Source organism: Streptomyces sp. NPDC002911 (genome assembly GCF_053591835.1).
On sequence record NZ_JBSFUO010000002.1, the window covers coordinates 257,677 to 284,434 of the forward strand.

Annotated in this window: 26 protein-coding genes and 1 pseudogene; 14 read left to right on the forward strand and 13 right to left on the reverse strand. The window is 71.1% G+C overall.

Annotation, left to right across the window (positions count from 1 at the left end):
- Nucleotides 1-161 precede the first annotated feature (161 nt).
- From ACWD04_RS04015 to ACWD04_RS04035, 5 genes are all read left to right on the forward strand, one after another.
- A complete protein-coding gene (locus tag ACWD04_RS04015) occupies nucleotides 162-1,685 on the forward strand; it encodes a sugar ABC transporter ATP-binding protein (RefSeq protein WP_451127835.1) in 1,524 nt (507 codons plus the stop codon).
- Nucleotides 1,682-2,734, forward strand: coding sequence for an ABC transporter permease (locus ACWD04_RS04020; RefSeq protein WP_388754532.1), 1,053 nt, complete (start codon nucleotides 1,682-1,684; stop codon nucleotides 2,732-2,734). The genes ACWD04_RS04015 and ACWD04_RS04020 overlap by 4 nt, the downstream gene beginning before the upstream one ends.
- On the forward strand, nucleotides 2,718-3,770 hold the full coding sequence (locus tag ACWD04_RS04025; protein ID WP_451127837.1) for an ABC transporter permease: 1,053 nt from the start codon (nucleotides 2,718-2,720) through the stop codon (nucleotides 3,768-3,770). The genes ACWD04_RS04020 and ACWD04_RS04025 overlap by 17 nt, the downstream gene beginning before the upstream one ends.
- Before the next feature lie 68 nt (nucleotides 3,771-3,838).
- Entirely contained in the window at nucleotides 3,839-4,927 is a 1,089-nt protein-coding gene (gene rhaS / locus ACWD04_RS04030; RefSeq protein ID WP_451127839.1) for a rhamnose ABC transporter substrate-binding protein, read from the forward strand.
- A 17-nt stretch (nucleotides 4,928-4,944) separates the two neighbouring features.
- Nucleotides 4,945-5,259 carry an L-rhamnose mutarotase gene (locus tag ACWD04_RS04035; RefSeq protein WP_451127841.1) on the forward strand — a complete coding sequence of 105 codons (315 nt, stop codon included), beginning with the start codon at nucleotides 4,945-4,947 and terminating at the stop codon, nucleotides 5,257-5,259.
- 52 nt (nucleotides 5,260-5,311) lie between these two features.
- Here the strand turns inward: ACWD04_RS04035 and ACWD04_RS04040 are convergent, their stop codons facing one another.
- The 3 genes from ACWD04_RS04040 to ACWD04_RS04050 all read right to left on the reverse strand — a co-directional run bounded on the left by ACWD04_RS04040 (nucleotide 5,312) and on the right by ACWD04_RS04050 (nucleotide 10,683).
- Nucleotides 5,312-6,904: a YfbK domain-containing protein gene (locus ACWD04_RS04040; protein ID WP_451128388.1), complete on the reverse strand. Its 1,593-nt coding sequence runs from the start codon at nucleotides 6,902-6,904 to the stop codon at nucleotides 5,312-5,314.
- A gap of 126 nt (nucleotides 6,905-7,030) precedes the next feature.
- Nucleotides 7,031-7,921: an ABC transporter permease gene (locus ACWD04_RS04045; RefSeq protein ID WP_451127843.1), complete on the reverse strand. Its 891-nt coding sequence runs from the start codon at nucleotides 7,919-7,921 to the stop codon at nucleotides 7,031-7,033.
- Entirely contained in the window at nucleotides 7,918-10,683 is a 2,766-nt protein-coding gene (locus tag ACWD04_RS04050; RefSeq protein ID WP_451127845.1) for an alpha/beta fold hydrolase, read from the reverse strand. Before ACWD04_RS04050 ends, ACWD04_RS04045 begins: the two co-directional genes overlap by 4 nt.
- A 131-nt stretch (nucleotides 10,684-10,814) precedes the next feature.
- Between ACWD04_RS04050 and ACWD04_RS04055 the strand changes: the two genes are divergently transcribed.
- The 3 genes and pseudogenes from ACWD04_RS04055 to ACWD04_RS04065 form a co-directional block, all read left to right on the forward strand.
- A complete protein-coding gene (locus tag ACWD04_RS04055; RefSeq protein ID WP_451127847.1) occupies nucleotides 10,815-11,234 on the forward strand; it encodes an N-acetyltransferase family protein in 420 nt (139 codons plus the stop codon).
- Nucleotides 11,235-11,382: 148 nt separating this feature from the next.
- Complete coding sequence (locus ACWD04_RS04060; protein ID WP_451127849.1) at nucleotides 11,383-11,757, forward strand: group I truncated hemoglobin; 375 nt, start codon at nucleotides 11,383-11,385, stop codon at nucleotides 11,755-11,757.
- Between the two features lie 101 nt (nucleotides 11,758-11,858).
- Nucleotides 11,859-12,509: pseudogene (locus ACWD04_RS04065) on the forward strand (phosphatase PAP2 family protein); the annotation flags it as partial.
- Nucleotides 12,510-12,527: 18 nt separating this feature from the next.
- On the opposite strand, the gene ACWD04_RS04070 reads toward ACWD04_RS04065, so the two are convergent.
- Genes ACWD04_RS04070 through ACWD04_RS04090 form a run of 5 tightly spaced genes read right to left on the reverse strand, consistent with a single transcriptional unit; the run spans nucleotide 12,528 to nucleotide 16,366 of the window.
- Nucleotides 12,528-13,211 (reverse strand): response regulator, encoded by a 684-nt coding sequence (locus ACWD04_RS04070; protein WP_451127851.1) that lies wholly within the window; start codon nucleotides 13,209-13,211, stop codon nucleotides 12,528-12,530.
- A gap of 7 nt (nucleotides 13,212-13,218) precedes the next feature.
- Entirely contained in the window at nucleotides 13,219-14,607 is a 1,389-nt protein-coding gene (locus ACWD04_RS04075; protein WP_451127853.1) for a sensor histidine kinase, read from the reverse strand.
- Between the two features lie 46 nt (nucleotides 14,608-14,653).
- Nucleotides 14,654-15,271: a DUF4291 domain-containing protein gene (locus ACWD04_RS04080; protein WP_451127855.1), complete on the reverse strand. Its 618-nt coding sequence runs from the start codon at nucleotides 15,269-15,271 to the stop codon at nucleotides 14,654-14,656.
- Between the two features lie 47 nt (nucleotides 15,272-15,318).
- Nucleotides 15,319-15,534: a DUF397 domain-containing protein gene (locus tag ACWD04_RS04085; protein ID WP_451127857.1), complete on the reverse strand. Its 216-nt coding sequence runs from the start codon at nucleotides 15,532-15,534 to the stop codon at nucleotides 15,319-15,321.
- The gene (locus ACWD04_RS04090) at nucleotides 15,440-16,366 is read right to left on the reverse strand and encodes a helix-turn-helix domain-containing protein (protein ID WP_451127859.1); all 927 of its coding nucleotides are present in this window, start codon (nucleotides 16,364-16,366) and stop codon (nucleotides 15,440-15,442) included. Before ACWD04_RS04090 ends, ACWD04_RS04085 begins: the two co-directional genes overlap by 95 nt.
- Nucleotides 16,367-16,475: 109 nt before the next feature.
- Here ACWD04_RS04090 and ACWD04_RS04095 point away from each other — a divergent pair, with 109 nt between their 5' ends.
- The 3 genes from ACWD04_RS04095 to ACWD04_RS04105 all read left to right on the forward strand — a co-directional run bounded on the left by ACWD04_RS04095 (nucleotide 16,476) and on the right by ACWD04_RS04105 (nucleotide 18,027).
- Nucleotides 16,476-16,703: a hypothetical protein gene (locus ACWD04_RS04095; protein WP_451127860.1), complete on the forward strand. Its 228-nt coding sequence runs from the start codon at nucleotides 16,476-16,478 to the stop codon at nucleotides 16,701-16,703.
- Nucleotides 16,700-16,888 (forward strand): hypothetical protein, encoded by a 189-nt coding sequence (locus tag ACWD04_RS04100; protein WP_451127862.1) that lies wholly within the window; start codon nucleotides 16,700-16,702, stop codon nucleotides 16,886-16,888. Before ACWD04_RS04095 ends, ACWD04_RS04100 begins: the two co-directional genes overlap by 4 nt.
- Nucleotides 16,889-17,079: 191 nt before the next feature.
- The gene (locus ACWD04_RS04105) at nucleotides 17,080-18,027 is read left to right on the forward strand and encodes a hypothetical protein (RefSeq protein ID WP_451127864.1); all 948 of its coding nucleotides are present in this window, start codon (nucleotides 17,080-17,082) and stop codon (nucleotides 18,025-18,027) included.
- Nucleotides 18,028-18,161: 134 nt separating this feature from the next.
- Here ACWD04_RS04105 and ACWD04_RS04110 read toward each other — a convergent pair whose 3' ends face one another.
- The 5 genes from ACWD04_RS04110 to iolC form a co-directional block, all read right to left on the reverse strand.
- Complete coding sequence (locus ACWD04_RS04110) at nucleotides 18,162-19,670, reverse strand: CoA-acylating methylmalonate-semialdehyde dehydrogenase (RefSeq protein WP_451127866.1); 1,509 nt, start codon at nucleotides 19,668-19,670, stop codon at nucleotides 18,162-18,164.
- A gap of 12 nt (nucleotides 19,671-19,682) precedes the next feature.
- The gene (iolD, locus tag ACWD04_RS04115) at nucleotides 19,683-21,599 is read right to left on the reverse strand and encodes a 3D-(3,5/4)-trihydroxycyclohexane-1,2-dione acylhydrolase (decyclizing) (protein ID WP_451127868.1); all 1,917 of its coding nucleotides are present in this window, start codon (nucleotides 21,597-21,599) and stop codon (nucleotides 19,683-19,685) included.
- Nucleotides 21,596-22,480 carry a 5-deoxy-glucuronate isomerase gene (gene iolB / locus ACWD04_RS04120; RefSeq protein WP_451127870.1) on the reverse strand — a complete coding sequence of 295 codons (885 nt, stop codon included), beginning with the start codon at nucleotides 22,478-22,480 and terminating at the stop codon, nucleotides 21,596-21,598. Before iolB ends, iolD begins: the two co-directional genes overlap by 4 nt.
- Nucleotides 22,481-22,558: 78 nt before the next feature.
- On the reverse strand, nucleotides 22,559-23,449 hold the full coding sequence (locus ACWD04_RS04125) for a Cgl0159 family (beta/alpha)8-fold protein (RefSeq protein ID WP_451127872.1): 891 nt from the start codon (nucleotides 23,447-23,449) through the stop codon (nucleotides 22,559-22,561).
- On the reverse strand, nucleotides 23,446-24,501 hold the full coding sequence (iolC, locus tag ACWD04_RS04130; RefSeq protein ID WP_451127874.1) for a 5-dehydro-2-deoxygluconokinase: 1,056 nt from the start codon (nucleotides 24,499-24,501) through the stop codon (nucleotides 23,446-23,448). The genes ACWD04_RS04125 and iolC overlap by 4 nt, the downstream gene beginning before the upstream one ends.
- A 168-nt stretch (nucleotides 24,502-24,669) precedes the next feature.
- Between iolC and ACWD04_RS04135 the strand changes: the two genes are divergently transcribed.
- The 3 genes from ACWD04_RS04135 to ACWD04_RS04145 all read left to right on the forward strand — a co-directional run bounded on the left by ACWD04_RS04135 (nucleotide 24,670) and on the right by ACWD04_RS04145 (nucleotide 26,623).
- The gene (locus ACWD04_RS04135; protein WP_451127876.1) at nucleotides 24,670-25,596 is read left to right on the forward strand and encodes a sugar phosphate isomerase/epimerase family protein; all 927 of its coding nucleotides are present in this window, start codon (nucleotides 24,670-24,672) and stop codon (nucleotides 25,594-25,596) included.
- A gap of 168 nt (nucleotides 25,597-25,764) precedes the next feature.
- Nucleotides 25,765-25,956 (forward strand): helix-turn-helix transcriptional regulator, encoded by a 192-nt coding sequence (locus ACWD04_RS04140; protein ID WP_451127878.1) that lies wholly within the window; start codon nucleotides 25,765-25,767, stop codon nucleotides 25,954-25,956.
- Nucleotides 25,957-26,317: 361 nt separating this feature from the next.
- A complete protein-coding gene (locus ACWD04_RS04145) occupies nucleotides 26,318-26,623 on the forward strand; it encodes a heavy-metal-associated domain-containing protein (protein ID WP_451127880.1) in 306 nt (101 codons plus the stop codon).
- Nucleotides 26,624-26,758 lie beyond the last annotated feature (135 nt).

The window sequence follows — 26,758 nt, forward strand, 5'->3', positions numbered from 1 at the left end:
CACCCATTCCCCCCATTCAGGTCGCACATCGCCCCTCTTCCTGGAACTTCTCGCCATCAACCCATTGACTGTGCCCGCAATCCCCGTTTAGCTTCCGAGCAACCTCATTGAAACCTTTCACGGCGCGTGGAGCGGAACAGTCCCACCGCTGAGGAGCTCCCATGAACAAGTCCGCCCCGGGCCCGGCCCCGGTCCTGGCCCTGAAGGGCGTGAGCAAGTCCTTCGGTGCCGTACGGGCCCTGCAGGACGTCTCCCTGCAGTTGTTCCCCGGCGAGGCCCACGCACTCGCGGGTGAGAACGGCGCAGGCAAGTCGACCCTGATCAAGGCCCTCGCCGGAGTGCACCGCCCGGACGGCGGCGAGGTGCTCCTCGACGGCGAGCCCGTCGTCTTCCACGGCCCGGCGGACGCACGTGACGCCGGCATCGCCGTCATCTACCAGGAGCCGACGCTCTTCCCCGACCTGTCCATCGCCGAGAACATCTTCATGGGCCGGCAGCCCCGGCGCTCCCTCGGCCGCATCGACCGCAAGGCCGTGCACGAGACCACCGCCGGGCTGATGCGGAGGCTCGGGGTCGACCTGGCACCGGACCGGCCCGCCCGCGGACTGTCGATCGCCGACCAGCAGATCGTCGAGATCGCCAAGGCCCTCTCCTTCGACGCCCGCGTCCTGATCATGGACGAGCCCACGGCCGCCCTGACCGGCAGCGAGACCGCCCGGCTCTTCTCCGTCGTCCGTACGCTGCGCTCCGAGGGTGCGGCGGTGCTGTTCATCTCGCACCGCCTGGACGAGATCTTCGAGCTGTGCCAGCGGGTCACGACCCTGCGCGACGGCCGGTGGATCTCCTCCGAGCCGCTGGAGGGGCTCACCGAGGACGATCTGGTGCGCCGGATGGTCGGCCGTGACCTCGACGACCTCTACCCCAAGCAGGAGGCCGAGGTCGGCGACGTCGCCCTGTCGGTGCACCGGCTGACCCGCGAGGGCGTCTTCCGCGACGTGTCCTTCGACGTCCGCCGCGGCGAGATCGTCGCGCTCGCCGGGCTCGTCGGCGCCGGGCGCACCGAGGTCGCCCAGGCGGTCTTCGGCGTCGACCGCGCCGACGCCGGCGAGGTGAAGGTGGCCGGCACGGTGCTGCGCCCCGGTTCGCCGACGGCAGCGATGGACGCCGGGCTCGCGCTCGTACCCGAGGACCGGCGTCAGCGCGGGCTGGTCATGGATATGTCGATCGAGCGCAACATCGGTCTCACGGGCCTGGACGAGGTCCGCAAGCGCGGCCTCGTCAGCCGGGCCCTGGAGCACGACCGGGCCGCCGACTGGGCGGTGCGTCTCCAGCTCAAGTACAACCGGCTGGCCGACACCGTGGGCGTACTGTCCGGCGGCAACCAGCAGAAGGTCGTGCTGGCCAAGTGGCTGGCGACCGGCCCCGCCGTACTGATCGTCGACGAACCGACCCGCGGGATCGACGTCGGCACCAAGGCGGAGGTCCACCGGCTGCTCTCCTCGCTCGCGGCGGAGGGCCTCGCCGTACTGATGATCTCCTCCGACCTTCCCGAGGTCATCGGCATGGCGGACCGGGTGCTCGTGATGCACGAGGGCCGGCTCGTCGCCGAGATCCCGCGCGAGAGCGCCACCGAGGAGTCGGTCATGGCCGCGGCCACCGGACGCAATGAGAGGGCAGCGGCATGACCACCACCATCGAGAGCCCCCCGGACACCGCGAAAGCGCCGGAGCGGAGTGCTACCTCGCTCGTGGACGCGGTCTTCCGGGCGCGCGAGATCTCCATCGCCGGGGCTCTGGTCCTGCTGATCCTCGGCACCTACCTGGCCAACCCGCGCTTCCTGTCCGACCAGGGCATCAAGGACCTGCTGCTCAACGCGTCGATCCTGGTGCTGCTCGCGGTCGGCCAGTCCGCGGTCGTCATCACCCGCAACATCGACCTGTCCGTCGGCTCCGTCGTCGGCCTGTCCGCCTTCGCCTGCGGCAAGTTCGTCGCGGGCAGCGACCACGGTGTGCTGACCGTGATGCTGCTCGGCATCGCGATCGGCGTCGTCTGCGGCCTGGTCTCCGGCGCCCTCGTCAGCTTCGGCAAGGTACCGGCGCTCGTCGTGACCCTGGGCATGCTCTACATCATCCAGGGCATCGACTACTGGTGGGCGCAGGGCGAGCAGATCAGCGCCTCCGACGTGCCGGAGGCGATCCTGGGCCTCGGCAGCGGCAGCGTGCTGGGCATCCCGTACCTGCCGCTGATCGCACTCGTCCTGCTCGCCGCGACGGCGTACTTCATGCGCGGCTACCGCTCGGGGCGCGAGCTGTACGCCATCGGGTCGAGCCCCGAGGCCGCGCGTCTCGCCGGCATCCCGATCCGCCGCCGGGTGCTCGCCGCGTACGCCTTCTCCGGGGCCGTCGCAGGCTTCGCGGGGGCCCTGTGGCTGGCCCGCTTCGGCACGGTCGTCGCGGACAACGCGCACGGCTGGGAGCTGACCGTCGTCAGCGCCGTCGTCGTCGGCGGTGTCGCGATCACCGGCGGCACCGGCACCGTCTGGGGCGCCGCGCTCGGCGCCCTGCTGCTCACCACCATCGGCAGCGTCCTGGTGGTGCTCAAGGTGGACTCGTTCTGGCAGGGCGCCATCACCGGCGCGCTCCTCCTGCTGGCCATCAGCGTCGACCGGATCGTGAACCTGCGGATGACCGCCGCACTGAGGAAGAGGAACGCCCGTCATGACCACGGCGCCTGACACAAAGACGGCTCCCACGCCGCGGGCCGGAACGAAACCCTCCCTCGTACGCAGCCTGGCGCTGCGCTGGGACACCGCGGTCGGTGTCCTGCTGGTGGCGGTCCTCGTCGTCGGGCTGGGGACCACGGAGGGCTTCGGTTCAGCTGAGAACCTCGCGTTCGCCTTCAACGACATCGCCGAAGTCGCCATCATCGCCCTACCGATGACCCTCCTCGTCGTCGCCGGGCAGGTCGACCTGTCGGTCGCCTCCATGCTGGGCCTGGGCAGCGCCCTGACCGGCGCGCTGTGGGAGGCCGGCTGGGCCTTCGAGACGATCGTGCCGGTGGTGCTCCTGGTGGGCGTCGCCGGAGGCCTCCTCAACGGCTGGCTGGTCACCAAGGTGGGGCTGCCGTCCCTGGCCGTCACCATCGGCACCCTGGCGCTCTACCGGGGTCTGGCCTCGGTGGCGCTCGGCAGCGACGCGGTGACGGACTTCCCGCAGGTCTACGCGGACTGGGCCGTCGACACCACGACCGTCCCCGGCACCTTCCTCACGTATCCGGTGCTGCTCTTCATCATCCTGGCAGCGATCACCGCGGTGGTGCTGCACGCCACCGGCCTGGGCCGCTCGCTCTTCGCCATCGGCGCCCAGGAGGAGGCCGCGTACTTCGCCGGCATCCGGGTCAAGCGGATCAAGCTGCTGCTCTTCGTCGTGACCGGCCTGTTCTCCGCCTTCGCGGGTGTCATCTTCACCCTCCGGTACGGAAGTGCCCGCGCGGACAACGGACTCGGCTTCGAGATGCTGGTCATCGCGTCGGTCCTGCTCGGCGGCATCGACTTCGACGGCGGGAAGGGCACCCTCTTCGGCGCGGTCGCCGGTGTCCTGCTGATCGGCCTGCTGAAGAACCTGCTCACGCTCAACGACATCGCCAACGAGGTGCAGGTCATCGTGACCGGGCTGCTGCTCGTGGCGTCCGTCCTGACCCCACGGATCATCGCCACGGTCGTCGAACGCCGGCACCGGCGGGCCGCGAACACCCCAGCACCCCAGCCGTAGGTCTTCTCCCTCCCGTCTGCGTACGTCTTCGTACGTCTTCGTTCCCTCTTCGAAAGGCACACGCCGCCATGATGCTCCGCAATGCCGCTGGGCGCCGCGCCGTCGCGACCGCAGCCACCGCCGTCTCCCTCGCCCTCGCCCTCACCGCCTGTTCCGGCACCACGAAGGACAGCAAGGAGAGCGGGAGCGCGAAGGCCGGCAACAGCTCCGCGAAAGCCGACCCGGACGCCCCGCTGAAGAAGGGCCTGAAGATCGCCTTCCTGCCCAAGCAGATCAACAACCCGTACGAGAAGATCGTCGACGAGGCGGGCATCGCGGCGGCGAAGGAGTACGGCGGCACGGGCAAGGAGGTCGGCCCGTCCGATGCGAACGCGTCCTCGCAGGTCTCCTACATCAACACCCTGATCCAGCAGCGCCAGGACGCCATCCTCGTCGCGGCGAACGACCCCAACGCTGTGTGCGGCCCGCTCAAGCAGGCCATGAAGAAGGACATCAAGGTCGTCGCGTACGACTCGGACACGGCGAAGGACTGCCGTCAGCTCTTCATCAACCAGGCGAGCTCCGAGGAGATCGGCCGCAGCCTGGTCCAGCACCTCGGCGAGCAGCTCGGCTACAAGGGCAAGGTCGCGATCCTGTCGGCCACGCAGAACGCCACGAACCAGAACACCTGGATCGAGTTCATGAAGGAGGAGCTGAAGCTCCCCGAGTACAAGGAGATGGAGCTGGTCAAGGTCGCGTACGGCGACGACGCGGACCAGAAGTCCTTCCAGCAGACGCAGGGCCTCATGCAGGCCTACCCCGACCTCAAGGGCATCATCTCCCCCACGACGGTCGGCATCGCCGCCGCGGCGCGCTACCTGAGCGACTCCTCGTACAAGGGCAAGGTCGTGCTCAACGGGCTCGGCACGCCGAACCAGATGCGCAAGTACGTCAAGGACGGCACCGTCGAGCAGTTCTCGCTCTGGAACCCGGAGGAGCTCGGCTACCTCGGCTCGTACGCGGCCGCCGCCCTGGCGTCGGGGCAGATCACCGGTGCGGAGGGCGAGAAGTTCAAGGCGGGCAAGCTCGGCGAGTACACCGTCGGCAAGGACGGCGAGGTCATCCTCGGCGAGCCGACCGTCTTCGACTCCAAGAACATCGACACGTTCAACTTCTGACCGGGGGGCCGGGCTCCATGCAGCGCGTCTGCTTTCTGCTGAAGGTCCGTGAGGACCGCAAGGACGAGTACCGCGAGCGCCATGCGGCGGTGTGGCCACAGATGCTGGCCGCGCTGTCGGAGGCGGGCTGGCACAACTACTCGCTGTTCCTCCGCGAGGACGGCCTGCTGGTCGGCTATCTGGAGACGGAGGACTTCGACGCGGCCCGGGAGGCAATGGCGGCGACGGAGGTCAACGCGCGCTGGCAGCGTGACATGGCCGGCTTCTTCCAGCAGTCGGAGGCCGCCGACGAAGCCATGGTCCCGCTGACCGAGGTGTTCCACCTCGCCTGACCGGTGCCTGCCCCGGCTGTCCGTGACCGACCGGGACAGCCGGGGTGGCGTGTCAGCCGACTTCGCCCTCGTCGGCGGGCGGTTCGGCGCGTCCGCCGTTCTTGATCCGGTCGGCCTGCTCGATCGCCGTCGCGAGCTTCTCCACCGAGCCGTCCTCGGTGGAGGACGCCAGCTTCCGCGCACGGGTGGCGAGTTTGCCGAGTGCGGGCGTGCCCGGCAGGTCGCCGCCGCGCAGGATGTCCGCGAAGTACGCGGCCACCGCGGTCACCTGGAGGCGCGGCGGCGTGGCGCCGCCCCAGAGCTTCTCGTCGATCGCGCCGGTCCCGACCGACCCGGTCTCCTCGTGCGCCTTCCGCGTCTTCGGGTCCAGCCAGCGCACGGTCGCCGTCGCCACGTGGCCGGAGGCCCCCTCGCGGAGCCGTACGGCGTAGAGCGCGGTCGCCGTGTGGCCGGGGCCGACCTCGCCGCCGTCGATGCTGTCGTCCCGGAAGTCGTCGTCGGCGACCTTGCGGTTCTCGTAGCCGATCAGCCGGAACTGCTTGACGGTGTCGCGGTCGAAGGCGACCTGGGCCTTGGCGTCGCGGGCGCGCAGTTCGACGTGGGCGGGCAGTTGGTCGACGAAGACCTTCCTGGCCTGGGTCTCGTCCGCTATGTACGTGGTATTGCCGTCGCCCTTGTTGGTGAGCTGTTCCATCAGCTGGTCGCCGTAGTCGCTGCCGACCCCGACGCCGAACAAGGTGATGCCGTACTCCTTGCGCGCGCCACCGATGCGTTCCAGGATCGCGTCCGCGTCGGTCTCACCGGTGTTGGCGAGCGCGTCGGAGAGCAGCACGACCCGGTTGGTGGCGCCCTTGCGGTGGCCTTCCACGGCCTCGTCGTAGCCCTGCTGCACGCCGGCTGCCACGTTCGTGGAGTCGGTGGGTTCCATCCCCTCGATGGCGTCCCGGATCTTGGTGCGGTTGCCCTGGAGGCGCGTCATCGGCAGCCTGGTCTCGGCCTCGTCGCTGAAGGTGACCAGGGAGACGGAGTCGTCGTCTCGCAGTTCGTCGGCGAGGACACCCAGGGAGGTCTTCGCCAGGTCGAGACGGCCCGGTTCGGACATCGACCCGGAGATGTCGACGACGAAGGTCAGTGCGGCGGGCGGGCGTTCGCCGGCCTTCGACGCCGGCTCGGTGGCCAGCCCGACCCGCACGAGCGACCATCCGGCGGCACCGGGCCGGGCGCCGTCGACACTCACCGAGAAGCCGTTGCCCTCCGGTGGCTCGTAGCCCTGGCGGAAGCTGTTGACGAATTCCTCCGGGCGCACCGTGTCGGCGGCCGGCAGCTGTCCGTCGTTCAGGGTGCGGCGTGCGTATCCATAGCTGGCGGTGTCCACGTCGAGAGCGAAGGTCGACAGATAGTCGGGGGCCGCGCTCTCCCGCACCGTGCCGTCCTCCGCCCGGCCCGCCCCCTCCTCCGGCCCCGGCGCGGCGGACGGAGCGGCGGGGAGCTGTCTGCCCCCGGCCGGCCCGCCGCTGCCGGCGACACCGCGGTCGGCGGTGGCGGAGTCGTTGCTCGTGCCCGACCCGCTGCAGCCGGTCACCAGGATTCCGCCCGCCAGGAGAAGCGCGAGCGCTCCCCGATAAGTCCGTGTCCTGCGGTCCATCCGTACCCCCCGCGTCGTAGACATTCGTGCATGTGACGTACGAGGGGGTCGGCCGGAGTCGTCGGAAGCGTTGCGGAACAGTCTCGATGGTGCAACGACGGGCGCGGGCGGGGCGGAACATCAAGGTCAGGACACGATGTCCTTACGGCTGAACCCTCGGAAGGCGAGGGCGAACAGAATCAGGGCAAAGGTCACCGATACGGCCGTGCCCTTCACCATCCCGCCCCAGGCGAGTTCGGGCTGGAGCGCGTCGGCCCAGGCGAACTGCCAGTGCGCGGGCAGGAATTCACGCCAGGTGCCGAGCGCGGTGACCGCGTCCAGGACGTTGCCCACGATGGTCAGTCCCACCGCGCCGCCCACCGCGCCGAGCGGTGCGTCCGTCTTCGTCGACAGCCAGAACGCCAGCCCGGCGGTGACGAGTTGGGAGACGAAGATGAAGGCGACGACGAGCGCGAGGCGTGGCACGGTGTCCGAGGTGCTGAGCTCGCCCCCTGTGGGCAGTCTCAGCGGCCCCCAGCCGTACGCCGCCGCTCCCGCGCCCAGGGCGACCATCGGCAGGAGCACCATCGCGGCGAGGCTGAAACCGAGCGCCACGACGAGCTTGCTCCACAGCAGCCTGGCCCGGGGCACGGGCGCCGCGAGCAGGTAGCGCAGCGAGGACCAGCTCGCCTCGGAGGCCACGGTGTCCCCGCAGAACAGGGCCACCGGCACCACCAGCAGGAAGCCGGCGGAGACGAAGAGGCAGGTCGCAGCGAAGTTCGCGGCGGACTCCGTCGCGACGTCCATGAGGTTGATCCGCGAACCGCCTCCGCCGCCGCCCCCCTCGCCACCGCCCGGAGTGCCGCCGACCGCGAAGGCGATGATCAGGACGAACGGCAGGGCTGCCAGTACCCCGAACATGAGCAGGGTGCGCCGCCTGCGCAGTTGCCTCATCGCCTCCACGCGCAGCGGCAGGGTACGGCGGGCGTGGTATCCGGGGGCTTCGGCGAGGGCCTGGATCTCTGGTGCGGAGCTCATGCGGATCCTTGGGAGATGAGGGTGAGGAACGCGTCCTCCAGGCGGCGGTGCGGTCCGACACCCGTCACCGGTACGTCGAGACGTACCAGTTCGGAGACCAGCTGCGCGGCTGTGGCGCCGTCGAGACGGACCAGCAGGCCGTGGCCGTCGTCCGGACGGACGACGGCGGCGGAGCCGATGCCCGGGAGGGCTGCCACCTTGTCCACGAGCGGTTCGGACACCTCGGCGTCCGTGGTGACGAGCAGCGTGTCACCGGAGCCGGTGATCTCGGCGACCGGGCCGGCCTGGACGAGACGGCCGCGGTCCATGACCACCAGGTGGGTGCAGGACTGTTCGACCTCGGAGAGGAGGTGGCTGGAGACGATCACGGTCCGGCCCCCGGCCGCGTACCGGATCATCACGTCCCGCATCTCGCGGATCTGGGGCGGGTCCAGCCCGTTGGTCGGTTCGTCGAGGATGAGGAGGTCCGGCATGCCGAGCATGGCCTGGGCGATGGCGAGACGCTGCCGCATGCCCTGGGAGTAGGTGCGCACGGCGCGGGCCAGGGCGTCGCCGAGCCCGGCGATCTCCAGGGCCTCGTCGATGTGGGCGTCCTCGGCGGGCCGCCCGGTGGCCTGCCAGTACAGCTCCAGGTTGGAGCGGCCCGACAGGTGCGGGAGGAAACCGGCGCCTTCGACGAAGGACCCCACGCGGGACAGTACCGGCGCTCCGGGGCGGATCGCGTGCCCGAAGACGCGGATCTCACCGGCGTCGGGGGTGATGAGTCCCATCAGCATGCGCAGGGTGGTGGTCTTGCCCGCACCGTTCGGTCCGAGGAGGCCGAGGACCTGCCCCTTCTCGACCCGGAAGCCGAGGTCGCGCACCGCGTACCGGTCGGCGGACTTCGCGTACTTCTTGGACAGCCCGGTGATCTGCAGCGGTACGCCGGTCAGCGCCGGGTCCGGGGCGGGGGTCGTGGTGCGGCGCCTCGCGGTGAGCAGGAGGGCGGCGGCGATGACGAGCGCGGCCGCCGGGAGCCCCCAGGTCCACCAGGGCAGAACGACCGCGGCGGTCCGCACGGCAGGGGCCGTCGGGACGGTCAGCGCCCCGTCGAGGGAGACGGTGTACGTCGCGGGCTCGGCGGGTGAGGCGTAGGCGAGGTCCGTCGCGGAGAGGACGAGGCGGAGCCGGTGCCCGGCGTCCACCTCGTGGTCGACGGCGGGCAGGGTCAGCTCGACCGGCTCGCCCTGCTCCTCGGGGGTGATCCGGTAGGGGGAGACGAGCTGGGAGGGCAGCACCTGCTGCTTCCCGTCCGGCGAGACGTCGTAGACCTTGCCGAAGAGCACCGCGTCGCCCTGGTCCGCCTTCACGTTCACACGGACGGTGGGCGATCCGGTGACGTGAACGGCGCTGTCCAGCGGGGCGGAGTCGAAGCGCGCGTACTGCCCGGGGAAGTCGAGGGAGAACCCGACGCCGAGCGAGGACAGCTGGGAGAGCCCGCCGCCGATGCCGGGGACGGCCGAGATGGAGGGCGGGTTGGCCCCGGCCGGGTTGCGGAAGGTCTGGGCCGGGCCGCCGGCGGGGGTGTTCCGCCCACCGCCGGTCGCGGGCTGCTGCTGTCCGCCGCCCGTGGCGGGCTGGTCCTGTCCCCCGCCGCCCGGCACGGGCTGCTGCCCGGCCCCGGTCAGGGCGATCTTCCGCCCGCCGCTGGTCAGTCCGGGATACGTGGCGCTGCTCGCGCCGCGCTTCAGGGCGGCTCCGTCGGTGGAGTCGACGCCGCCGGTCCGGGTCACACGGAACCCCGGCCCCGTGTCGGCGCCCTTCTCCTCCTTCAGATACCGGTCGAACCAGTCCCCGACCCGGCCTTCGACGCGGTCACCCTCGTCGTCCCCTCCGTCGTGCCCGCCCGCGATCCAGTCGACGGACACGGGCGCGCCGTTGCCCTTGATGGCCTTGGCCATGGCGTCGGCCTGGCCGAGCGGGAAGAGCGAGTCGCTCTGGCCCTGGAGGATGAGCGCGGGTACGTCGATCCGGTCGGCCACGGCCTCGGGGGAACGTTCCGTCAGGAGTTGGCGCGCGGCGGCGTCCGGCTTGCCGCTGACGGCGACCCGCTCGTACATCTCGCACAGCTGCTTCTCGAACTTCTCGCAGCCGCCGCCGGAGCTGACGAAGATCCCGGCCCAGAGTTTCTTGAACACCCCGTCCGGGAAGAGCGCGTCGGCGAGATTCCAGTAGCTGATCACCGGTGCGATGGCGTCGACCCGCTCGTCGTGACCGGCGGCGAGCAGCGACACGGCGCCACCGTACGAGGCGCCGGTGACACCGACGCGCGGGTCGCCCTTCGCGTCGAGCTCCACCTCCGGCCGGTCCGCCAGCCAGTCGATGAGCCCGGACACGTCCTTGACCTCGCCGTCGGGGGCGTTGAGCGTGATCTGCCCGCTCGTCCTCCCGAATCCGCGGGCGGACCACGTCATGACGGCGTACCCGTCGGCGGCCAGCTTCTCGGCCTGGGCGCGCACCTCGTTCTTGCTGCCGCCGAAGCCGTGCCCGATGAGGACGGCCGGCCGGCGCTGCGTGCCCCCTGACGTGAAGTACGAGGTGTCGACCGACACCCCGTTCATCTTCATCATCCGGTCCTGCCGGTGCACGGGCGGTTCGCTGACGTCGGCGACGGCGGTCCAGGTCCCGGCGCCCACGAGCACGGCGAGAGCGGCGACCACCGCGGCCCACCGGCCTGGGGTACGGGGCAGCCGGTGCCGCCACCGGGAAGTCGGTTTATCCATGCCCCGACCCTAAACGGAACGCACGGTGCGCCAGGATGCCACCGGGGGGAAGTCCGCGGCCTCCCTGAGAGGTACGACACGGTCCGGACGTACTCCGCATGCGGTACACCGAACACACGAAAGGCCCAGACGTGGACATCCGCCCCGCCACCACCACCGCGGAGCTCCTCGCCGCCGCACACCTCTACGACGCCCCGCCCCGTCCCGAGTGGGCGGCCCGCTTCCTGGCGGCGGACGGCCATCTGCTGATGATCGCGTACGTGGACGCCGTCCCGGCCGGGTTCGTCACCGGCATCGAGATGCTGCACCCCGACAAGGGCACGGAGATGTGCCTGTACGAACTCTCCGTCGACGAGTCGTACCGCCGACGCGGCATCGGCCGGGCGCTGACCCAGGCCCTGGCCGCCGAGGCCCGGGCACGGGGCTGCTACGACATGTGGGTCGGGGTGGAGCGTGACGACGAGGCGGCGCTCGCCACCTACCGCTCGGCTGGCGCGGCGGACGACGGGGTGTTCGCCACGCTGACCTGGGAGTTCGGCACTCCGTCCTGAGCGCGTCCGGGTGCGCCGGGGTGAGCTCCCGGGTAACCGCCGTGTGTACGGATGCTCACCCCGCGCGAGGGCCCTGCGTGTGGGCGAAGTAACTGGTGGGCAATCACGCGCTGACCGGTCCGCAAGGTGGTGGGCGGAGTCTGCCCGGATGACAGACACCGCAAAGGAATCCACACTCTTCGAGAACATCGGCGGAGCGGACGCGGTCGCAGCCGTGGTCGACATCTTCTACGGACGTGTCCTCGCGGACCCCGAACTCAGCGGATATTTCGAGGGCCGGGACATGGAACGGCTCAAGCGGCACCAAAGTCTCTTCGTCGGGCAGGCGTTGGGCGCCAAGGCGCCGTATCCAGGACGAACGATGCAGCGCGCACACCAGGGACTGGCCATCACGAGCGAGGCGTTCGACCGCGTCGTCGGCCATCTGGCCGGTGCGCTGAAGGAGGCGGGCCTGGACGACGCCACCATCGGCACGATCGCGCAGACCCTCCTGCCGCTGAAGCCCGACATCGTCACCGCCTGACGGCAGGTCGCGGGGCGCCGCTCCCCCCTGACGATCGTCGTATGCGTGCCCTGCCGTTCGGCCCGGGTGCCCGGCCCGTCACCGCTCGTACGTTCGGCGGCATGAAGAATCCACCTTCCCTGGCCCCCCGCCTGCTCTGCGGGGCAGCCCTTCTGGCGGCGGCCGCCGGCGCCGTCGTGTTCCTTTCACCAGGTGGGCTCGGCCAGGCCGATCCCACCGAGGTGACCCAGGGTGCGTCCGTGTCCCTGTACCGGTCGTTGACCGCGACGGTCGCGGACGCGCCCGACCGGCCGGCCCACCTCCTGGAGCCGGTCACCGAGGGCACCCTGGTCGCCCTGGGCCTGTTGCTGCTCCTGCTCGGCTGGACGGCGGTGCGCCGCAGGGACGCTCGCCTGACTGCCGGAACCGTCCTGACCGGCGCCGGGACCGTGGTGGCGTACGCCATCAGTGAGGCGCTGAAGCTGGTGACGGACGAGGAACGCCCGTGCCGGGCCGTGCCCGGCGCCGAGGCCGTGGCCGCGTGTCCGGAGGCCGGCGACTGGTCGTTCCCCAGCAACCACGCCACGCTGGCCGCCGCACTGGCGACGGGGCTCGCGATCCGACGGCCCCGTCTGGCCGCCGTGACCGTGCCGTTGGCCGTGGCGGCAGCGTTGCTGCGTGTCCTGACAGGAGTCCACTACCCGCACGACGTGCTCGCCGGCGCACTGCTCGGCGCGGCCGTGGTGGCGGCGCTCCTGATCGTCGCCCAGCGGCCGGTGGAGCGCGTCGCGTCAGCCGTTCTCCGCCGTATGCGCGGGCACGACACCCGCCTCGTGGGCCATGACGGCGGCGGCGGCGCGGTTGTCCACCCCGAGGCGGGACAGGACGGAGCTGACATGCGCCTTGACGGTCCCCTCCACCACGTGCAGCCGCCGGGCGATCTGCCCGTTGGACAGCCCGCTGCCGAGGAAGGACAGCACCTCGCGTTCCCTGGGAGTCAGTCCGGCGACCTTCTCCCGGGCGGCGGCCCGGCGCCCGGCCTGGACACCGGCCCCGCCCGACGCGAGGTGCGCGACCACACGCGCGGCGACCTTCGGTGACAGATAGGCGGCGCCGTCGGCCACCGCCCGTACGCCCGCGAGGAGTTCCTCGGGCTCACCCGACTTGATCAGGAAGCCGGCGGCCCCGCAGCCGAGCGCCCGGAGGATGTAGTCGTCCTCACCGAACGTCGTGAGCATGATGATGCCCGTGGCGGGAGCGGTCCGGCTGATCTCCGCCGCGGCGTCGATGCCGTTGGTCCTCGGCATCCGTACGTCGAGCACGGCCACATCGGGGCGGTGGAGCCGCACGAGCTCCACCGCCTCATGTCCGTCGCCCGCCTCGGCGACGATCTCGATGTCCGGGTCGGTCGACAGCACGGCCCGCACGCCCGCCCGGATCATCGGCTCGTCGTCGGCGATCAGGACCCGTGTCATCGCGCGCTCACCCGGTCAGGGCGTCGAGGGAGATCAACCGGTCCTCGCGGAAGCAGAGCCGGTAGGCGTCCCCGGACCGGCTGTCGAAGCGGTCGGCCGTCATCGCGTAGTACTCGCACGTCACTCCTCGTCCCTCGGCCCGCTCGCCACCGGACGGCCGGTGGACCGACTGGCGGTCCGGGAGCATCCGCCGCACCTCCGCACGATCCTGCCCCACCCGCAGCCGGGCGTAGTCACCCGGACCAAGCGTCGACCGTGCCGCCGACACCATGTCCCAGCCCGTCACCGCGGCGGCCAGCACCGCGCCGGCGCACAGCGGGACCAGGATCGCGGCGGTCAGGGTGCGGCGCGCGCGCCGCCGTGTCCTGCGGAACTCCGTCGGCGCCCCGGCCGGGGACTCAGGAGTGCGACGTTCCGGCAGCCGTGCCGGGAGACGGTGCGGCAACCGGGCGGACACGGCGAAGCCGCCGTCCCTGGGCCCGTACTCGAAGGTGCCGCCGGCGAGCCGGACCCGCTCGTGGAGTCCGATGAGCCCCCGGCCCCCCTGCCCCGGCGGCCGCCCGGCCGGGGTCTTCGCGGGACCGTTGACGACGACCACCCGGGTCTCGGTCTCCGTGTGCCTGACCTGGACGGTCGTCGCCGCGAGGGGCGCGTGCCTGGCCACGTTGGTCAGCGCCTCCTGCACGACCCGGTGCACGGCCCGCGCGACGACGGGAGGAAGCCCGCCCGCCTGGCCGTCCACCCGCAGTTCGACCCTCAGCCCGGACCCGGCCGCATCGCCGACCAGCTCGGTCAGCTCCTGCCCGTGCGGCCGCAACGGCGGCGGTTCCGCGTCCTCGCTCAGGACGCCGACCACTTCCCCCAGCCGCTCGACCGCCGTGGCTGCCCGTGCCCTGATGTCCCGGGCGGTACGCCGCTGCTGCTCGTCGAGGCCGGGTGCGAGCTGGAGGGCGCCCGCCGACAGGGCGATCAGGCTGAGGTCGTGGCCGAGCACGTCATGCATGTCCTGAGCGATACGGGCCCGCTCCGCCAGCCGCGCCTGCTCGCCGGTCAACTGCCGCTCCCGCTCCAGCCGTTCGGCTCTCTCCCAGCCGGCCCGGACCAGCTCCTGGTACTGCCGCCAGAACCGCCCGGCGAACCAGGGCAGCAGGACGCCCAGAACCATCACCCCGACGAACCGGGTACCGAGCGCGAGCAGGGGCGGCACCAGCGAGGCGGCCACCACCCCGGCGGCGAGCACGGCGGCCCACGCGCAGAGGACCGTTCCGGTTCTCCCGGGGCCCCGCCCCGCCAGGAACGCGGTGACCACGGTCGGCACGGCCCACCACGGACTCACCAGGCTCAGCCCGCCGCATCCGGCCACGGCCGCGAGGCGCGACATCAGGTTCAGGTTCACCGGCTCGACGGTACGGAATCCGGGGCCCGGCCGGCACTGCCGAAAGTCAGGGTCGTAGCCGGGAGGCCGAGGCCACCGGACGAGGAGCACGGAGATCGAGCGGTGTCTCCCGGGGCAGCAGGGCGGCGGCCTTCTCCCGGTCCCCCGCCCGGACGGCCGCGTGTATCTCACGGGCCAGGGGTGTGACATCGCGGACGGACACGGTCCACTCGTCGGCGTACCGCCGGGCTGCCTCCCCGGAGAGCCCGAGCTGGAGCGAGCGGTACGGCAACGGATTCAGGTCCAGATCACGCTCGGGGTCCCACTGGACCCGCGCGGGAGCGGACCGCAGCGCCCGCTTCCACGCACCCTGGTCCTCGTGCACGTCGCGTACGTAGTGCGAGAGTTCGGCGTTCTCCAGCGCCCACCCGAAGCCGTCACGGGTGATCTCGACTGCGAGCACGGTCTCCTGGCCCTCCTTCGTGCCCCAGCCGCAGCGGTACATCATCCATAGGAAGCTCGGCTTGATCCACGTCATGCGGTCGCGCTTCCAGGCCGACGGGAAGCGCCCGTCACGGGCGGCGGGCAGCCCGATCACCGGCGGGTACGCCTGGTACACGGTGACGGTGGAGTCGGTGTGCTGCGCGCGGATCTCGTAACGGGGCGGGCCTGTCCGGTCGTTCATACGCCCCAGAATGCGGGACCTCGGCGCATCACAGCACCTGGTTTTCGCTACGCGGTGCGGCCCGTCTTGACCTCGCCGATGAACGCGGACCACGCATCGGGCCCGAACATGAGCGTCGGGCCGTGAGGCACCTTGCTGTCGCGGACGGGCAGCGCACGGGGAAATCCGTCAGCGACTTCCACGCAGTCGCCGCCCTGCGTGTTGCTGTAGCTGGACTTGCGCCAGGCGGCGGCGTGCGGAGCGACTGGGGAGACGAGCGTCATGATTGAGGTCCTCCAGTGCGGAACGGAGCAGAGTGACTGACGCACGTGGCGACAGCGCAAGACTGAGCAAGTAATCGAATGCTAAGGCGTATTCGGCAACCCCCGCATCATGCTCGATCAACTCGCCCGAGTGAGACCCCTCCAGGTATGCGACATCGGCTCGCGAGGCGAAAGAGAGCACGGTTGCTGATCCGTCCAACAGCGGGTGGGCTCCCGCGCTGAACGGCAGAACTTGCAGGGTGATCTCGTTGCGGGCTTCGGCCACGTCGATCAGGTGGTTCAGCTGTTCAGACATGACGGACGGCTGGTCCACCACCCGGTGGAGCACCGCTTCGTCGAGCACCGCCCACAGCACGGGCGGCTTCTCTCCGCTCAGGATGCCCTGCCGCGCCATCCGCGCCGCGAGCAGCTTCTCCAGCCCGTCCCCCACGCTCGGTCGCGCGACGCCCAGAAGAGCCCTCGTGTACGCCTCGGTCTGGAGCAGGCCGGGCACGGAGTGGGCCGCATACTTCCGGATCTTGGTCGCCTTCGGCTCCAGATTGACGTACCGGATGGCCCAGTTCGGGATCGGCGTCCGCACCACGTGCTGCCATAGATCCATCAGGTCGCCGTCGGCCTTGAGCAGCCGGTCAAGGGCGTCGGCCACATCGAACACGGGCGTCTCGTTGCCGAGTTCGAACTGCGCGATGCGGCTGTGCGCGATCGGGATCATGTTCCCCAGCTCCCGCTGGGTCCAGCCCGCTCTCGTACGGAGTTTGCGGAGCATCGAGCCGTACAGCGCTTCCAGGGACTGCGTCGGGTCCAGCTTCTTCGGTGCGGGCACAGCGGTCACCCGTTTTCACTCGGCGCCTCGAAAATGACTACACCTGGTGATCGTACCGATACGGACCGATGCTCTGTGGTGGAACAACCCGAGACCGAACCATCGAGGAGTACCGCACGTGAGCACGGAAGAACGCCGGGCCGCCGCAGAGCGGATCAAGGAGGCCGAGACGGCCAGGGAAGACCTGAGGGAAGCGCTGGACGCCGTGGGCGTGAAGCTGCCTTCTCTCCGTCTCGACGCCCCGTCACTCGCCGCCGCGGTACCGCGGCCTCTGGTGGACCTGGGGCGCTGCAACCTGTCCACGGCACATCAGCTGATCGCCACACTCCGGCGGAGCGTCAGGTGAACGAGCCAGTGACCTCCGAGACGGCTCCGCATTCGGAGGGGGCCGCTCCGGGCGACCTGGACACAGATGACGCGACGGCCGCCGAGCGGCGCCGGGCTGAGCTGCTCGCCAGGGTCCGCGAGGCCAACAAGCAGAGTGTCAGCAGGGTGGAGGTTCACCGGCCCACCACCGCTCCCACCACGTAGTAGAGTTTCGCGCCCGCTGTCCACGGGAGCCGGGTCGCCACCTGCCGCGCCTGGAAGGCTGTCTCATGCCCCGCACCACCCCGCCACGTCCCCTCGACGTGCAAGCGGTCTTCCCCGCCCTTGCGGCTCACCGGCGCACAGCCACGCGGCTGCATCCACGTCATGGTTCTCCCGGGGCACAGGAGAGTTCGGTGGCGGGCCCTCTGCTGTGGCCGGCCGACGAAGCGTGGCCGGTGTGCACGGCCGTCCACCGGAAGGGCACGGGCCACCTGCTCTCCGACGTGCGGCTGCGCCGTCGGATCCTGAACGACTCCCGGGGACGGGAGCGCACAGAGGACGAACAGCGCCTGCTCGACGGCATACCCGAGGACACCCACGTCCCGGGGCTTCATGACGACGACCCGTTGCCGATGCTGGCCGTTGCCCAGTTGTACGCACGAGAGATCCCGGATCTTGTGGGACCCGAGGGCCACGACCTCCTGCAGGTCTTCTGGTGTCCCTTCGAGGTACACGGCGACGCCCGCACCATCGACGTCGTGCTGAAATGGCGGCGTTCCACCGACATCGGCACCGTACTCACACCGCAGCCCGAGCCGCCGGTGGTCGGCCGCAGGGAATGCGTGCCGACCGTGTGCGTCGTGCACCCGGAGCAAGTGGTGGAGCACGAGTATCTCGGACTGCTGGACGAAAAACTCCAGGAGGAGATCGGCGCGTGGGAGGAAGGACTCCTCGACGAGGAAGAGGAGGACGGCTTCTCCTCGCCAGGGAGTTACGCGACGTACGAGGAGTACGAGGCGGCAATGGCCGTGGCCCGGGCCGCAGAACCGGAGGAGACCGACTACATGAGCGACCTGTCGATCGCACCCGGCTGGAAAGTCGGAGGCTTCGCCTCCTGGCATCTGACCGACCCCGCTCCGGTCGACTGCGAGGTGTGCGGGGCTGCGATGCCGCCCCTGCTGACCGTTGACAAGTGGGAGTGCGACGGGGCCTCGCGCAGCTGGCTGCCGATCGAGGACCGGGACGCCGGCAACCACCGGCGCGTCATCGACCCGACTGATGTCTACCTCGGCCGCGGCCTGATGCGCGTGCACACCTGCCCGGCCGATCCTGCCCACCCGCACCGTCTGAGCTTCCAGTAACTCGCCGGGGACACCGCCCCCTGCCACGCTCCCAGGCGGTCCGTCAGGATCTCGCCGAACGGAAGCTGCGACGCCGTCTCCATGCGGTCACTCTTCCACTCGGCGAGCGCCCGCGTCCGCCGTGTCGGGAATGGTCAGTGATTGCGCGGGAAGCCGAGGTCCACGCCCGCCGGGGCGTCGGCCGGGTCGGGCCAGCGGGTGGTGACGACCTTGCCACGGGTGTAGAAGTGCACGCCGTCGTTGCCGTAGATGTGGTGGTCGCCGAAGAGGGAGTCCTTCCAGCCGCCGAAGGAGTGGTAGCCGACCGGCACCGGGATCGGGACGTTGACGCCGACCATGCCTGCCTCGATCTCCAGCTGGAAGCGGCGGGCCGCTCCGCCGTCGCGGGTGAAGATCGCGGTGCCGTTACCGAAGGGCGAGGCGTTCATGAGGGCGACGCCGTCCTCGTACGTGGCGACGCGCAGGACGCACAGGACGGGGCCGAAGATCTCGTCGCGGTAGGCGTCGGAGTCCGTGGAGACGTTGTCCAGGAGGGACAGGCCGATCCAGTGGCCGTCCTCGAAGCCCTCGACCGTGTGGCCGGTGCCGTCGAGGACGACGTCGGCGCCCTGGGCGGCGGCTCCGGTGACGTAGGAGGCGACCTTGTCGCGGTGGGCGGCGGTGATCAGCGGGCCCATCTCGGAGGTGGGGTCCGTGCCGGGGCCGATCATGATCTTCTCGGCGCGCTCACGGATCTTCGCGACCAGCTCGTCGGCGACGGAACTCACGGCGACGACCGCGGAGATGGCCATGCAGCGCTCACCGGCTGACCCGTACGCGGCCGAGACGGCGGCGTCGGCCGCGGCGTCCAGGTCGGCGTCGGGGAGGACGAGCATGTGGTTCTTAGCGCCGCCGAGCGCCTGGACGCGTTTGCCGTTGGCGGAGGCGGTGGCGTGGATGTACCGGGCGACGGGGGTGGAGCCGACGAAGGAGACGGCGGCGACGTCGGGGTGGGCGAGGAGCCCGTCCACGGCGACCTTGTCGCCGTGCAGGACGTTCAGCACACCGTCGGGCAGCCCCGCCTCGGCGGCCAGCTCGGCCAGCAGGTTGGCGGCCGACGGGTCCTTCTCGCTGGGCTTCAGGACGAAGGTGTTGCCGCACGCGATCGCCAGCGGGAACATCCACATCGGCACCATGGCGGGGAAGTTGAACGGCGTGATGCCGGCGACGACGCCGAGCGGCTGCCGGATCGAGGAGACGTCGACCCGGCTGGAGACCTGGGTCGACAGCTCGCCCTTGAGCTGGGTGGTGATGCCGCAGGCCAGCTCGACGATCTCCAGACCGCGGGCGACCTCGCCCAGCGCGTCGGAGTGCACCTTGCCGTGCTCGGCGGTGATCAGCGCGGCGATCTCGTCGCGGTGGGAGTCCAGCAGGGCGCGGTAGCGGAAGAGGACGGCGGTGCGGGCGGAGAGCGAGGAGGTGCCCCACGTCTCGTACGCCGTCTTCGCGGCGGAGACCGCGGCGTCGACCTCCTCGGTGGAGGCGAGCGCGACCTGGGTCGTGACGGCGCCGGTCGCGGGGTCGGTGACCGGACCGTAGTTGCCCGACGTGCCCGCAGCCCGCTCGAAGGGCTTGCCACCGATCCAGTGGTCGACGGTCTTCATGAGCGTGCTCCTTCACAGGTGGCGGCGTCGGGCTGCGGTCTGCCGGTCGTACATTTTCCTGGCCTCGACCGCCGACGGGCGGGTCGCGGTTTCGGCTACGGGAACATCCCACCACGCCTGTGCCGGCGGAGGCCCCGACACTGTGTCTGCCGTTTCGGTCTCGACGTAGACACAAGTGGGACGGTCCGCGCCGCGCGCCTCGGCCAGGGCCTGGCGCAGCTCCCCCACGGACTCGGCGCGCAGCACCCGCATGCCGAGGGATGCCGCGTTGGCTGCGAGGTCGACGGGCAGCGGGGTGCCGGTGAACGCTCCATCCGCGGTGCGGTGCCGGTAGGCGGTGCCGAAGCGTTCGGCGCCGACGGACTCGGAGAGGCCGCCGATGGACGCGTATCCGTGGTTCTGCAGGATGACGAGCTTGACGGGCAGGCCCTCCTGTACGGCGGTGACGATCTCGGTGGGGTTCATCAGATACGTGCCGTCGCCGACGAGGGCCCAGACGGGCCGGCCCGGTGCCGCGAGCTGGACCCCGAGGGCGGCGGGGATCTCGTATCCCATGCAGGAGTAGCCGTATTCGACGTGGTACTGGTGCGGGGAACGGGTCCGCCACAGCTTGTGGAGGTCGCCGGGGAGGGAGCCCGCCGCGTTGATCAGGATGTCGTCCTCGGTGACCAGCTCGTCCAGCAGCCCGAGGACCTGTGCCTGGGTGGGCCGGGCGTCGGGGTCGTCGGTGGCGAAGGCCGCGTCGACGCGCTGCTCCCAGCGCTCCTTGGCGTCGGTGTACGCGCTCTCGTAGGCGGGGTCGACGCGGTGTCCGCGGGCGCCGAGGGCCTCGCCGAGGGCTTCGATCGCGGTGCGGGCGTCCGCGACGAGGGGGAGGGCGGCGAGCTTGTGGGCGTCGAAGCCGGTGATGTTCAGGTTGAGGAAGCGGACGGCGGGGCCGGCGAAAAGGGTGCCGGACGCGGTCGTGAAGTCGGTGTAGCGGGTGCCGATGCCGATGACCAGGTCGGCCTCGCGGGCGAGCGCGTCGGCGGTGGCGGTGCCGGTGTGGCCGATGCCGCCCACATCGGCGGGGTGGTCGTGGCGCAGGGATCCCTTGCCGGCCTGGGTGGAGGCGACGGGGATGCGGGTGTCGGCGGCGAACGCGGCGAGGGTCTCCTCGGCGGCGCTGTGGTGGACGCCGCCGCCCGCGACGATCAGGGGGCGGCGTGCCGAGCGCACCGCGCGGACGGCCTGTTCCAGCTCGTGGGGGTCGGGGGCCGGCCTGCGTACGTTCCAGACGCGCGTCGCGAAGAACTCCGCCGGCCAGTCGTACGCCTCGGCCTGCACGTCCTGCGGCAGCGCGAGTGTGACGGCGCCCGTGTCCGCCGGGTCGGCGAGGGTGCGCATGGCATGGAGAGCCGCCGGGATCAGCGCCTCGGGGCGGGTGATCCGGTCGAAGTAACGGGAGACGGGGCGCAGGCAGTCGTTGACCGACACGTCGCCTGCGTGCGGCACTTCGAGCTGCTGCAGCACGGGGTCGGCGGGGCGGGTCGCGAAGGTGTCGCCGGGCAGGAGCAGTACGGGCAGATGGTTGACGGTGGCCAGCGCGGCACCGGTGACGAGGTTGGTGGCGCCGGGGCCGATGGAGGTGGTGACGGCGTGGGCGGAGAGCCGGCCCGACTGGCGGGCGTATCCGACGGCGGCGTGCACCATGGCCTGTTCGCTGCGGCCTTGGAGGTACGGCATCGCGGGGCCGGATTCGACGAGAGCCTGTCCGATGCCGGCGACGTTGCCGTGGCCGAAGATGCCCCAGGTGGCGTTGATCAGGCGGTGACGCCGGCCGTCGCGCTCGGTGTACTGGCGGGCGAGGAAGGCGATGAGGGCCTGGGCGGTGGTGAGCCGACGGGTCGGCTTCGAGGCGGTGCGGGGCGTGCTGCGTGGTGTGGTCACCGGGCGTCCTCCACGTCGTGGAGGGGAAGCCGTGGGTCGACGGGCTGCGTGGGCCAGGTGTCGCGGATCCAGCGGTGGTCCGGGTGGTCGCGGATCAGCCACTCGCGCTGCTCGCCCGGTCCCGCCATCACGTTCAGGTAGTACAGGGTGCGGCCGGGCGGGGCGACGGACGGGCCGTGCCAGCCGTCGGGGATGAGGACGGCGTCCCCTGTGGCGACTTCGGCGAGGACGTCCGTGCCTCCGGGGCGGGACGGCGAAACCCGGTGGTAGCCGAGGCCGTCGCCCTCGACCTCGAAGTAGTAGATCTCCTCGAGCACGGACTCGGTGCCCGGGTGGTGCTCGTCGTGCTTGTGGGGCGGGTACGAGGACCAGTTGCCGCCCGGGGTGAGGACCTCGACGGCGATGAGCCGGTCGCAGTCGAACGTGTCGGCGGCGGCGAAGTTGTTCACCTGGCGCGAGCAGGCGCCGGCGCCGCGGAGCTCGACCGGTACCTCCGGCGCGGGGCCGTAGCGAGCGGGGAGTCGTCGCTCGCACTTCGCTCCTGCCAGGGCGAAGCGGCCTCCTGCGCCGGAGGCGATCTGGGCGCGGGCGTCGCGTGGGACGTAGGCGAAATCGGTCACTTCGCCGAACACGTCGTTCCTGCCCAGCAGTTCAAAGATCTCATCTGCTGCCTGCACCGTACAGCCACCGGACAACGGAAGGATGATCCATTCGCTCTCCCCGGTGACCAGCGTATGAACACCACCCGGCTCCAGCTCCAGGACGCGCAGGCTCGACCGCTCCCACCCGGCGCGCTCCGGGTCGATGTCGAGGGCGTAGGGGCCCCGTGCGGCGTCGCCGGCCCTGAGGTGGTACCTCGACTGCTCGTCGGTCGTCGTCATGGCTCCATCCCTACCCGTCGCCCCGCTCGTTCACAGAAGTCCGGTGCCCCTCGTTCACAGCATCCCCCTGCCACTCGTTCACAGCAGACCCACGGCCGTGTCGACCGCGCCGGCCACGTCCCCGTGGGCGGGGTAGAGCAGCGAACGCCCCACCACCAGCCCCTGGACGGTCGGCAGCCGCAGCGCGCCGCGCCATTTCTCGTACACCGTGTCCGGATCTCCGGTGACCTCGCCGCCGAGCAGGACGGCGGGGAGGGTCGAGGCCCGCATCACCCGGTCCATGTCGCCGGGATCGTCGGTGACGGGGACCTTGAGCCAGGTGTACGCGGACGTCCCGCCCAGGCCCGAGGCGATGGCGATGGAGGTGGTGACGGCGGCGGATCCCAGGTCGGTGTGGAGGCCGTCACGGGTGCGGTGGCAGAGGAACGGCTCGATGAAGACCGGCAGCTTGAGGGCGGCCATCTCGTCCACCGTGCGCGCGGCGGTGTGCAGGGTGTCCAGGGAACCCGGGTCGTCGTGGTCGATCCTCAGCAGGAGTTTGCCCGCGTCGTAGCCGTGGCGGAAGAGGTCGGCGGGGCGGTGGCCGGTGAAGCGGTCGTCGAGCTCGAAGGCGGCTCCCGCGAGGCCGCCGCGGTTCATGGAACCGAGGACGACCTTGCCCTCCAGGGCACCGAGGAGCAGCAGGTCCTCCAGGACGTCGGCGCCCGCGAGCACCCCGTCGACGCCGGGGCGGGCCAGGGCGAGGCACAGGCGTTCCAGCAGGTCGAAGCGGTCGGCCATGGCCAGGTCGTCGTCACCGACGGCGAGCGCACCACGGGCCGGGTGATCCGCCGCGATGATCATCAGTCGGCCGGAGGGGCCGACGAGGGGCCGTCTGCGGCGGGCGGCGGCCGCCTCGGCGACGGCCTCGGGACGGTGGGCACGAAGCCGGACGAGATCGGAGACGCGGGCCGCGGCGGGCGGGGTCATGGCGTGGCTCCCATCGCTCCTGTGGCTCCCGTGGCTCCTACGGTTCCTTCGGCTGCGCCGACCACGCCGTCGGCCAGGGCCCGTTCGACCTCGTGCGGGAACGGCATCGCTGAGGAACAGGCGAGGCGGGAGGCGACGATGGCCCCGGCTGCGTTGGCGTAGCGCATGACGTGTTCCGTGTCCCAGCCGGCGAGGAGCCCGTGACAGAGGGCGCCGCCGAAGGCGTCCCCGGCGCCCAGCCCGTTGACGACGTCGACGGGGAGGGGCGGAATCTCGGCGGTGGTGCCGTCGCGGTGAGCGGCGAGGACACCTGCCGGTCCCTGTTTGACGACGGCGAGTTCGGGGCCTGCGGCGAGCAGGGCGCGGGCGGCCGCGTGCGGTTCGCGTTCTCCGGTGGCGATCTCGCACTCGTCGAGGTTGCCGACGGCGACCGTGGCGTGGGCGAGCGCCTCGCGGTAGTGGGCGCGGGCCGCTTCGCCGTCACCGTCCTTCCCCTCACCCCAGAACACGGGGCGCCAGTCGAGGTCGAAGACGGTGACGCGCGGATGCCCGGACGCGTCCGGCACCGCTGCCGCACCACGGGCCCCGAGTGCGGTGAGGGTCGCGGTCCGGCTGGGTTCGGCACAGAGTCCGGTGCCGGTCATCCAGAAGACCCGGGCGGCCCGCACCGCGTCCAGGTCGAGCTCCTCGCTGTGGATCTCCAGGTCGGGGGCCTTGGGCTGCCGGTAGAAGTAGAGCGGGAAGTGGTCCGGCGGGAAGATCTCGCAGAAGGTGACCGGGGTCGGATACTCCGGCACGGCGCTCACCCACCGGTCGTCCACCCCGAACTCCCCCAGCGCCTGGTGGAGGTAGTCGCCGAAGGCGTCCCGTCCGGTCCGGGTGATCACAGCCGTACGGCGTCCCAGCCGGGCGGCGGCCACCGCCACGTTGGACGGCGAGCCGCCGAGGAACTTCCCGAACGTCTCGACCTCGGCCAGCGGTACACCGGTCTGCAGCGGGTAGATGTCCACCCCGATCCGCCCCATGGTGATCACGTCGTACGGCTCAGGCATACGCATCCCTTCGACCCGGTGCTCCGGCCCGGCGCCTCGTCCCGGGAGTCGGCCACGGCCGGGCGGCCGCTCCCAGGTCTAGCCCTCGCCAGGAACCCTGTCAACACTTTGTCCGGACATTCGGACGAACTCTTGACATGCCCTCCGGAGGACTGGAGGGTGGGCGATATGACCTCCTCCGCACCCTCTCCGGCCCGCATCCGCATCGGTTCGGCACCCGATTCGTGGGGGGTGTGGTTCCCCGAAGACCCGCAGCAGGTGCCCTGGGAGCGATTCCTCGACGAGGTGTCCGAGGCGGGGTACGAGTGGATCGAGCTCGGCCCGTACGGCTACCTGCCGACCGACCCCGCCCGGCTCGCCGACGAGACCGCCCGCCGGAATCTCGCCGTCTCCGCGGGCACCGTCTTCACCGGATTGCACCACGGCCCGGCGGTCTGGGACCGGACCTGGGAGCATGTCGCGGGCATCGCGGCACTCACCCGGGCGACGGGCGCCGGGTATCTGGTGGTCATCCCCTCGTTCTGGCGGGACGACAAGACGGGCGAGGTGCTGGAGGACCGCACGCTCACCCCCACGCAGTGGCGTGACCTCACCACCCAGACGGAACGTCTGGCTCGCGAGGTGCGGGACCGCTACGGGCTGCGGATCGTGGTGCACCCGCACGCCGATACGCACATCGACAGCGAGGAGAACGTCAACCGCTTCCTCGACGCCACCGACCCCGGCCTGGTCTCCCTCTGCCTCGACACCGGCCACTACGCGTACTGCGGCGGGGACAGTGTGAAGCTCATCGAGACCTACGGCGAACGGATCGGCTATCTGCATCTCAAGCAGGTCGACCCGGCGGTGCTCGCCGAGGTCGTGGCGGACGAGGTGCCGTTCGGCCCGGCCGTGGCGCGCGGCGTGATGTGCGAGCCACCGGGCGGAGTGCCCGCGCTGGAGCCTGTGCTGGACGCCGCGCGCGCCCTCGGCACCGACCTGTTCGCCATCGTCGAGCAGGACATGTACCCCTGCCCGCCCGACAAGCCGCTGCCCATCGCACGCCGCACCCGCGCGTTCCTCCGCACGTGCGGGCCCGCGCGGCCGGCGTCCTGAGTTCCCTGCATCCCCGGTCCCCCTCCTGCCGCAGCAGTCACTCCCGCGTCACGTATGTCCGCGTTCCTCTGAGCCTGTGTCACGGGTTCGCGATGCCCCCTGCCCGGCCCGGAACGCCCTCGTTCACCGGAACAGAGGCACACGGACGTACAGAGAGGGGGCGTTCTCATGACGGACAGAACACTCTGGTCGTACAAGGACATCGCGGCGCACATCCGGGTCCAGCCGAACACGGTCCGCTCGTACCGCAGACGCGGGCTTCTCCCGCCTCCCGACGAGGTCCACAACGGTAGGCCCCGCTGGTGGGTGGACACCGTCCTCGCGTGGATCGCGTCCCAGCCGGGCAACCGGGGCCGTTGAGCCCAGACGGTCGGCCCGGAGGGTGGGGCCAGGACAGTCCCGGTCGCGCTCAGGCTCCCTCCCGCCGGTTCGATGATCGCGACTCCCGCTCCGGGCGCGGTGCCCGTCGCGGCGAGCGCCGCCGGGGCGGCATCCAGCGTGATCGTCGAGGTCACCAGCCGACCGGGTCACCGGCCGCCGAAGACGGTGACGCACCGCCACCTGGAGCCCCTGGCGTGTGACACACCCAACGGGGTGGCGACAGAGAGCATTCATACCCCCTAGGGGTATAATTGGGGTACGGGCAGGGCGCACCGGGCTTCCCGGCGCCCACTCACGCCACATCCGCCACATCCATAGTGCCCGCGAAGAGGAGAACGTCATGACCGCCGAGACCGACACACCCCGGACCACCGGCTCCTGCTGCTCGTCCACCGGCTCCCGCCACGACGGGGCGTCCGACGTCCAGATGGGCGGCGTCACCGTGGTGTACGAGGTGAAGGGCATGACCTGCGGCCACTGCGAAGGGGCGGTGTCCGAGGAGATCTCGGAGATCGAGGGGGTCACCTCTGTGGAGGCCGAGGCCGCCACCGGCCGGGTGACCGTCACCTCCGCGGCGCCGCTCACCGACGACGCCGTACGCGCCGCCGTCGACGAGGCGGGCTACGAGCTCATCGGCCGTGCCTGAAACACTTCGATGACGATCCAAAACGGGCGACCTCACGCCCGTTCATGAAGATCCCAAGGTGGCCACTGCCGCCATCCGCCCATCGAGGCGTACATTGTGACTCAACGGAAGCAACCCCTTCCGGACCCTCGACCA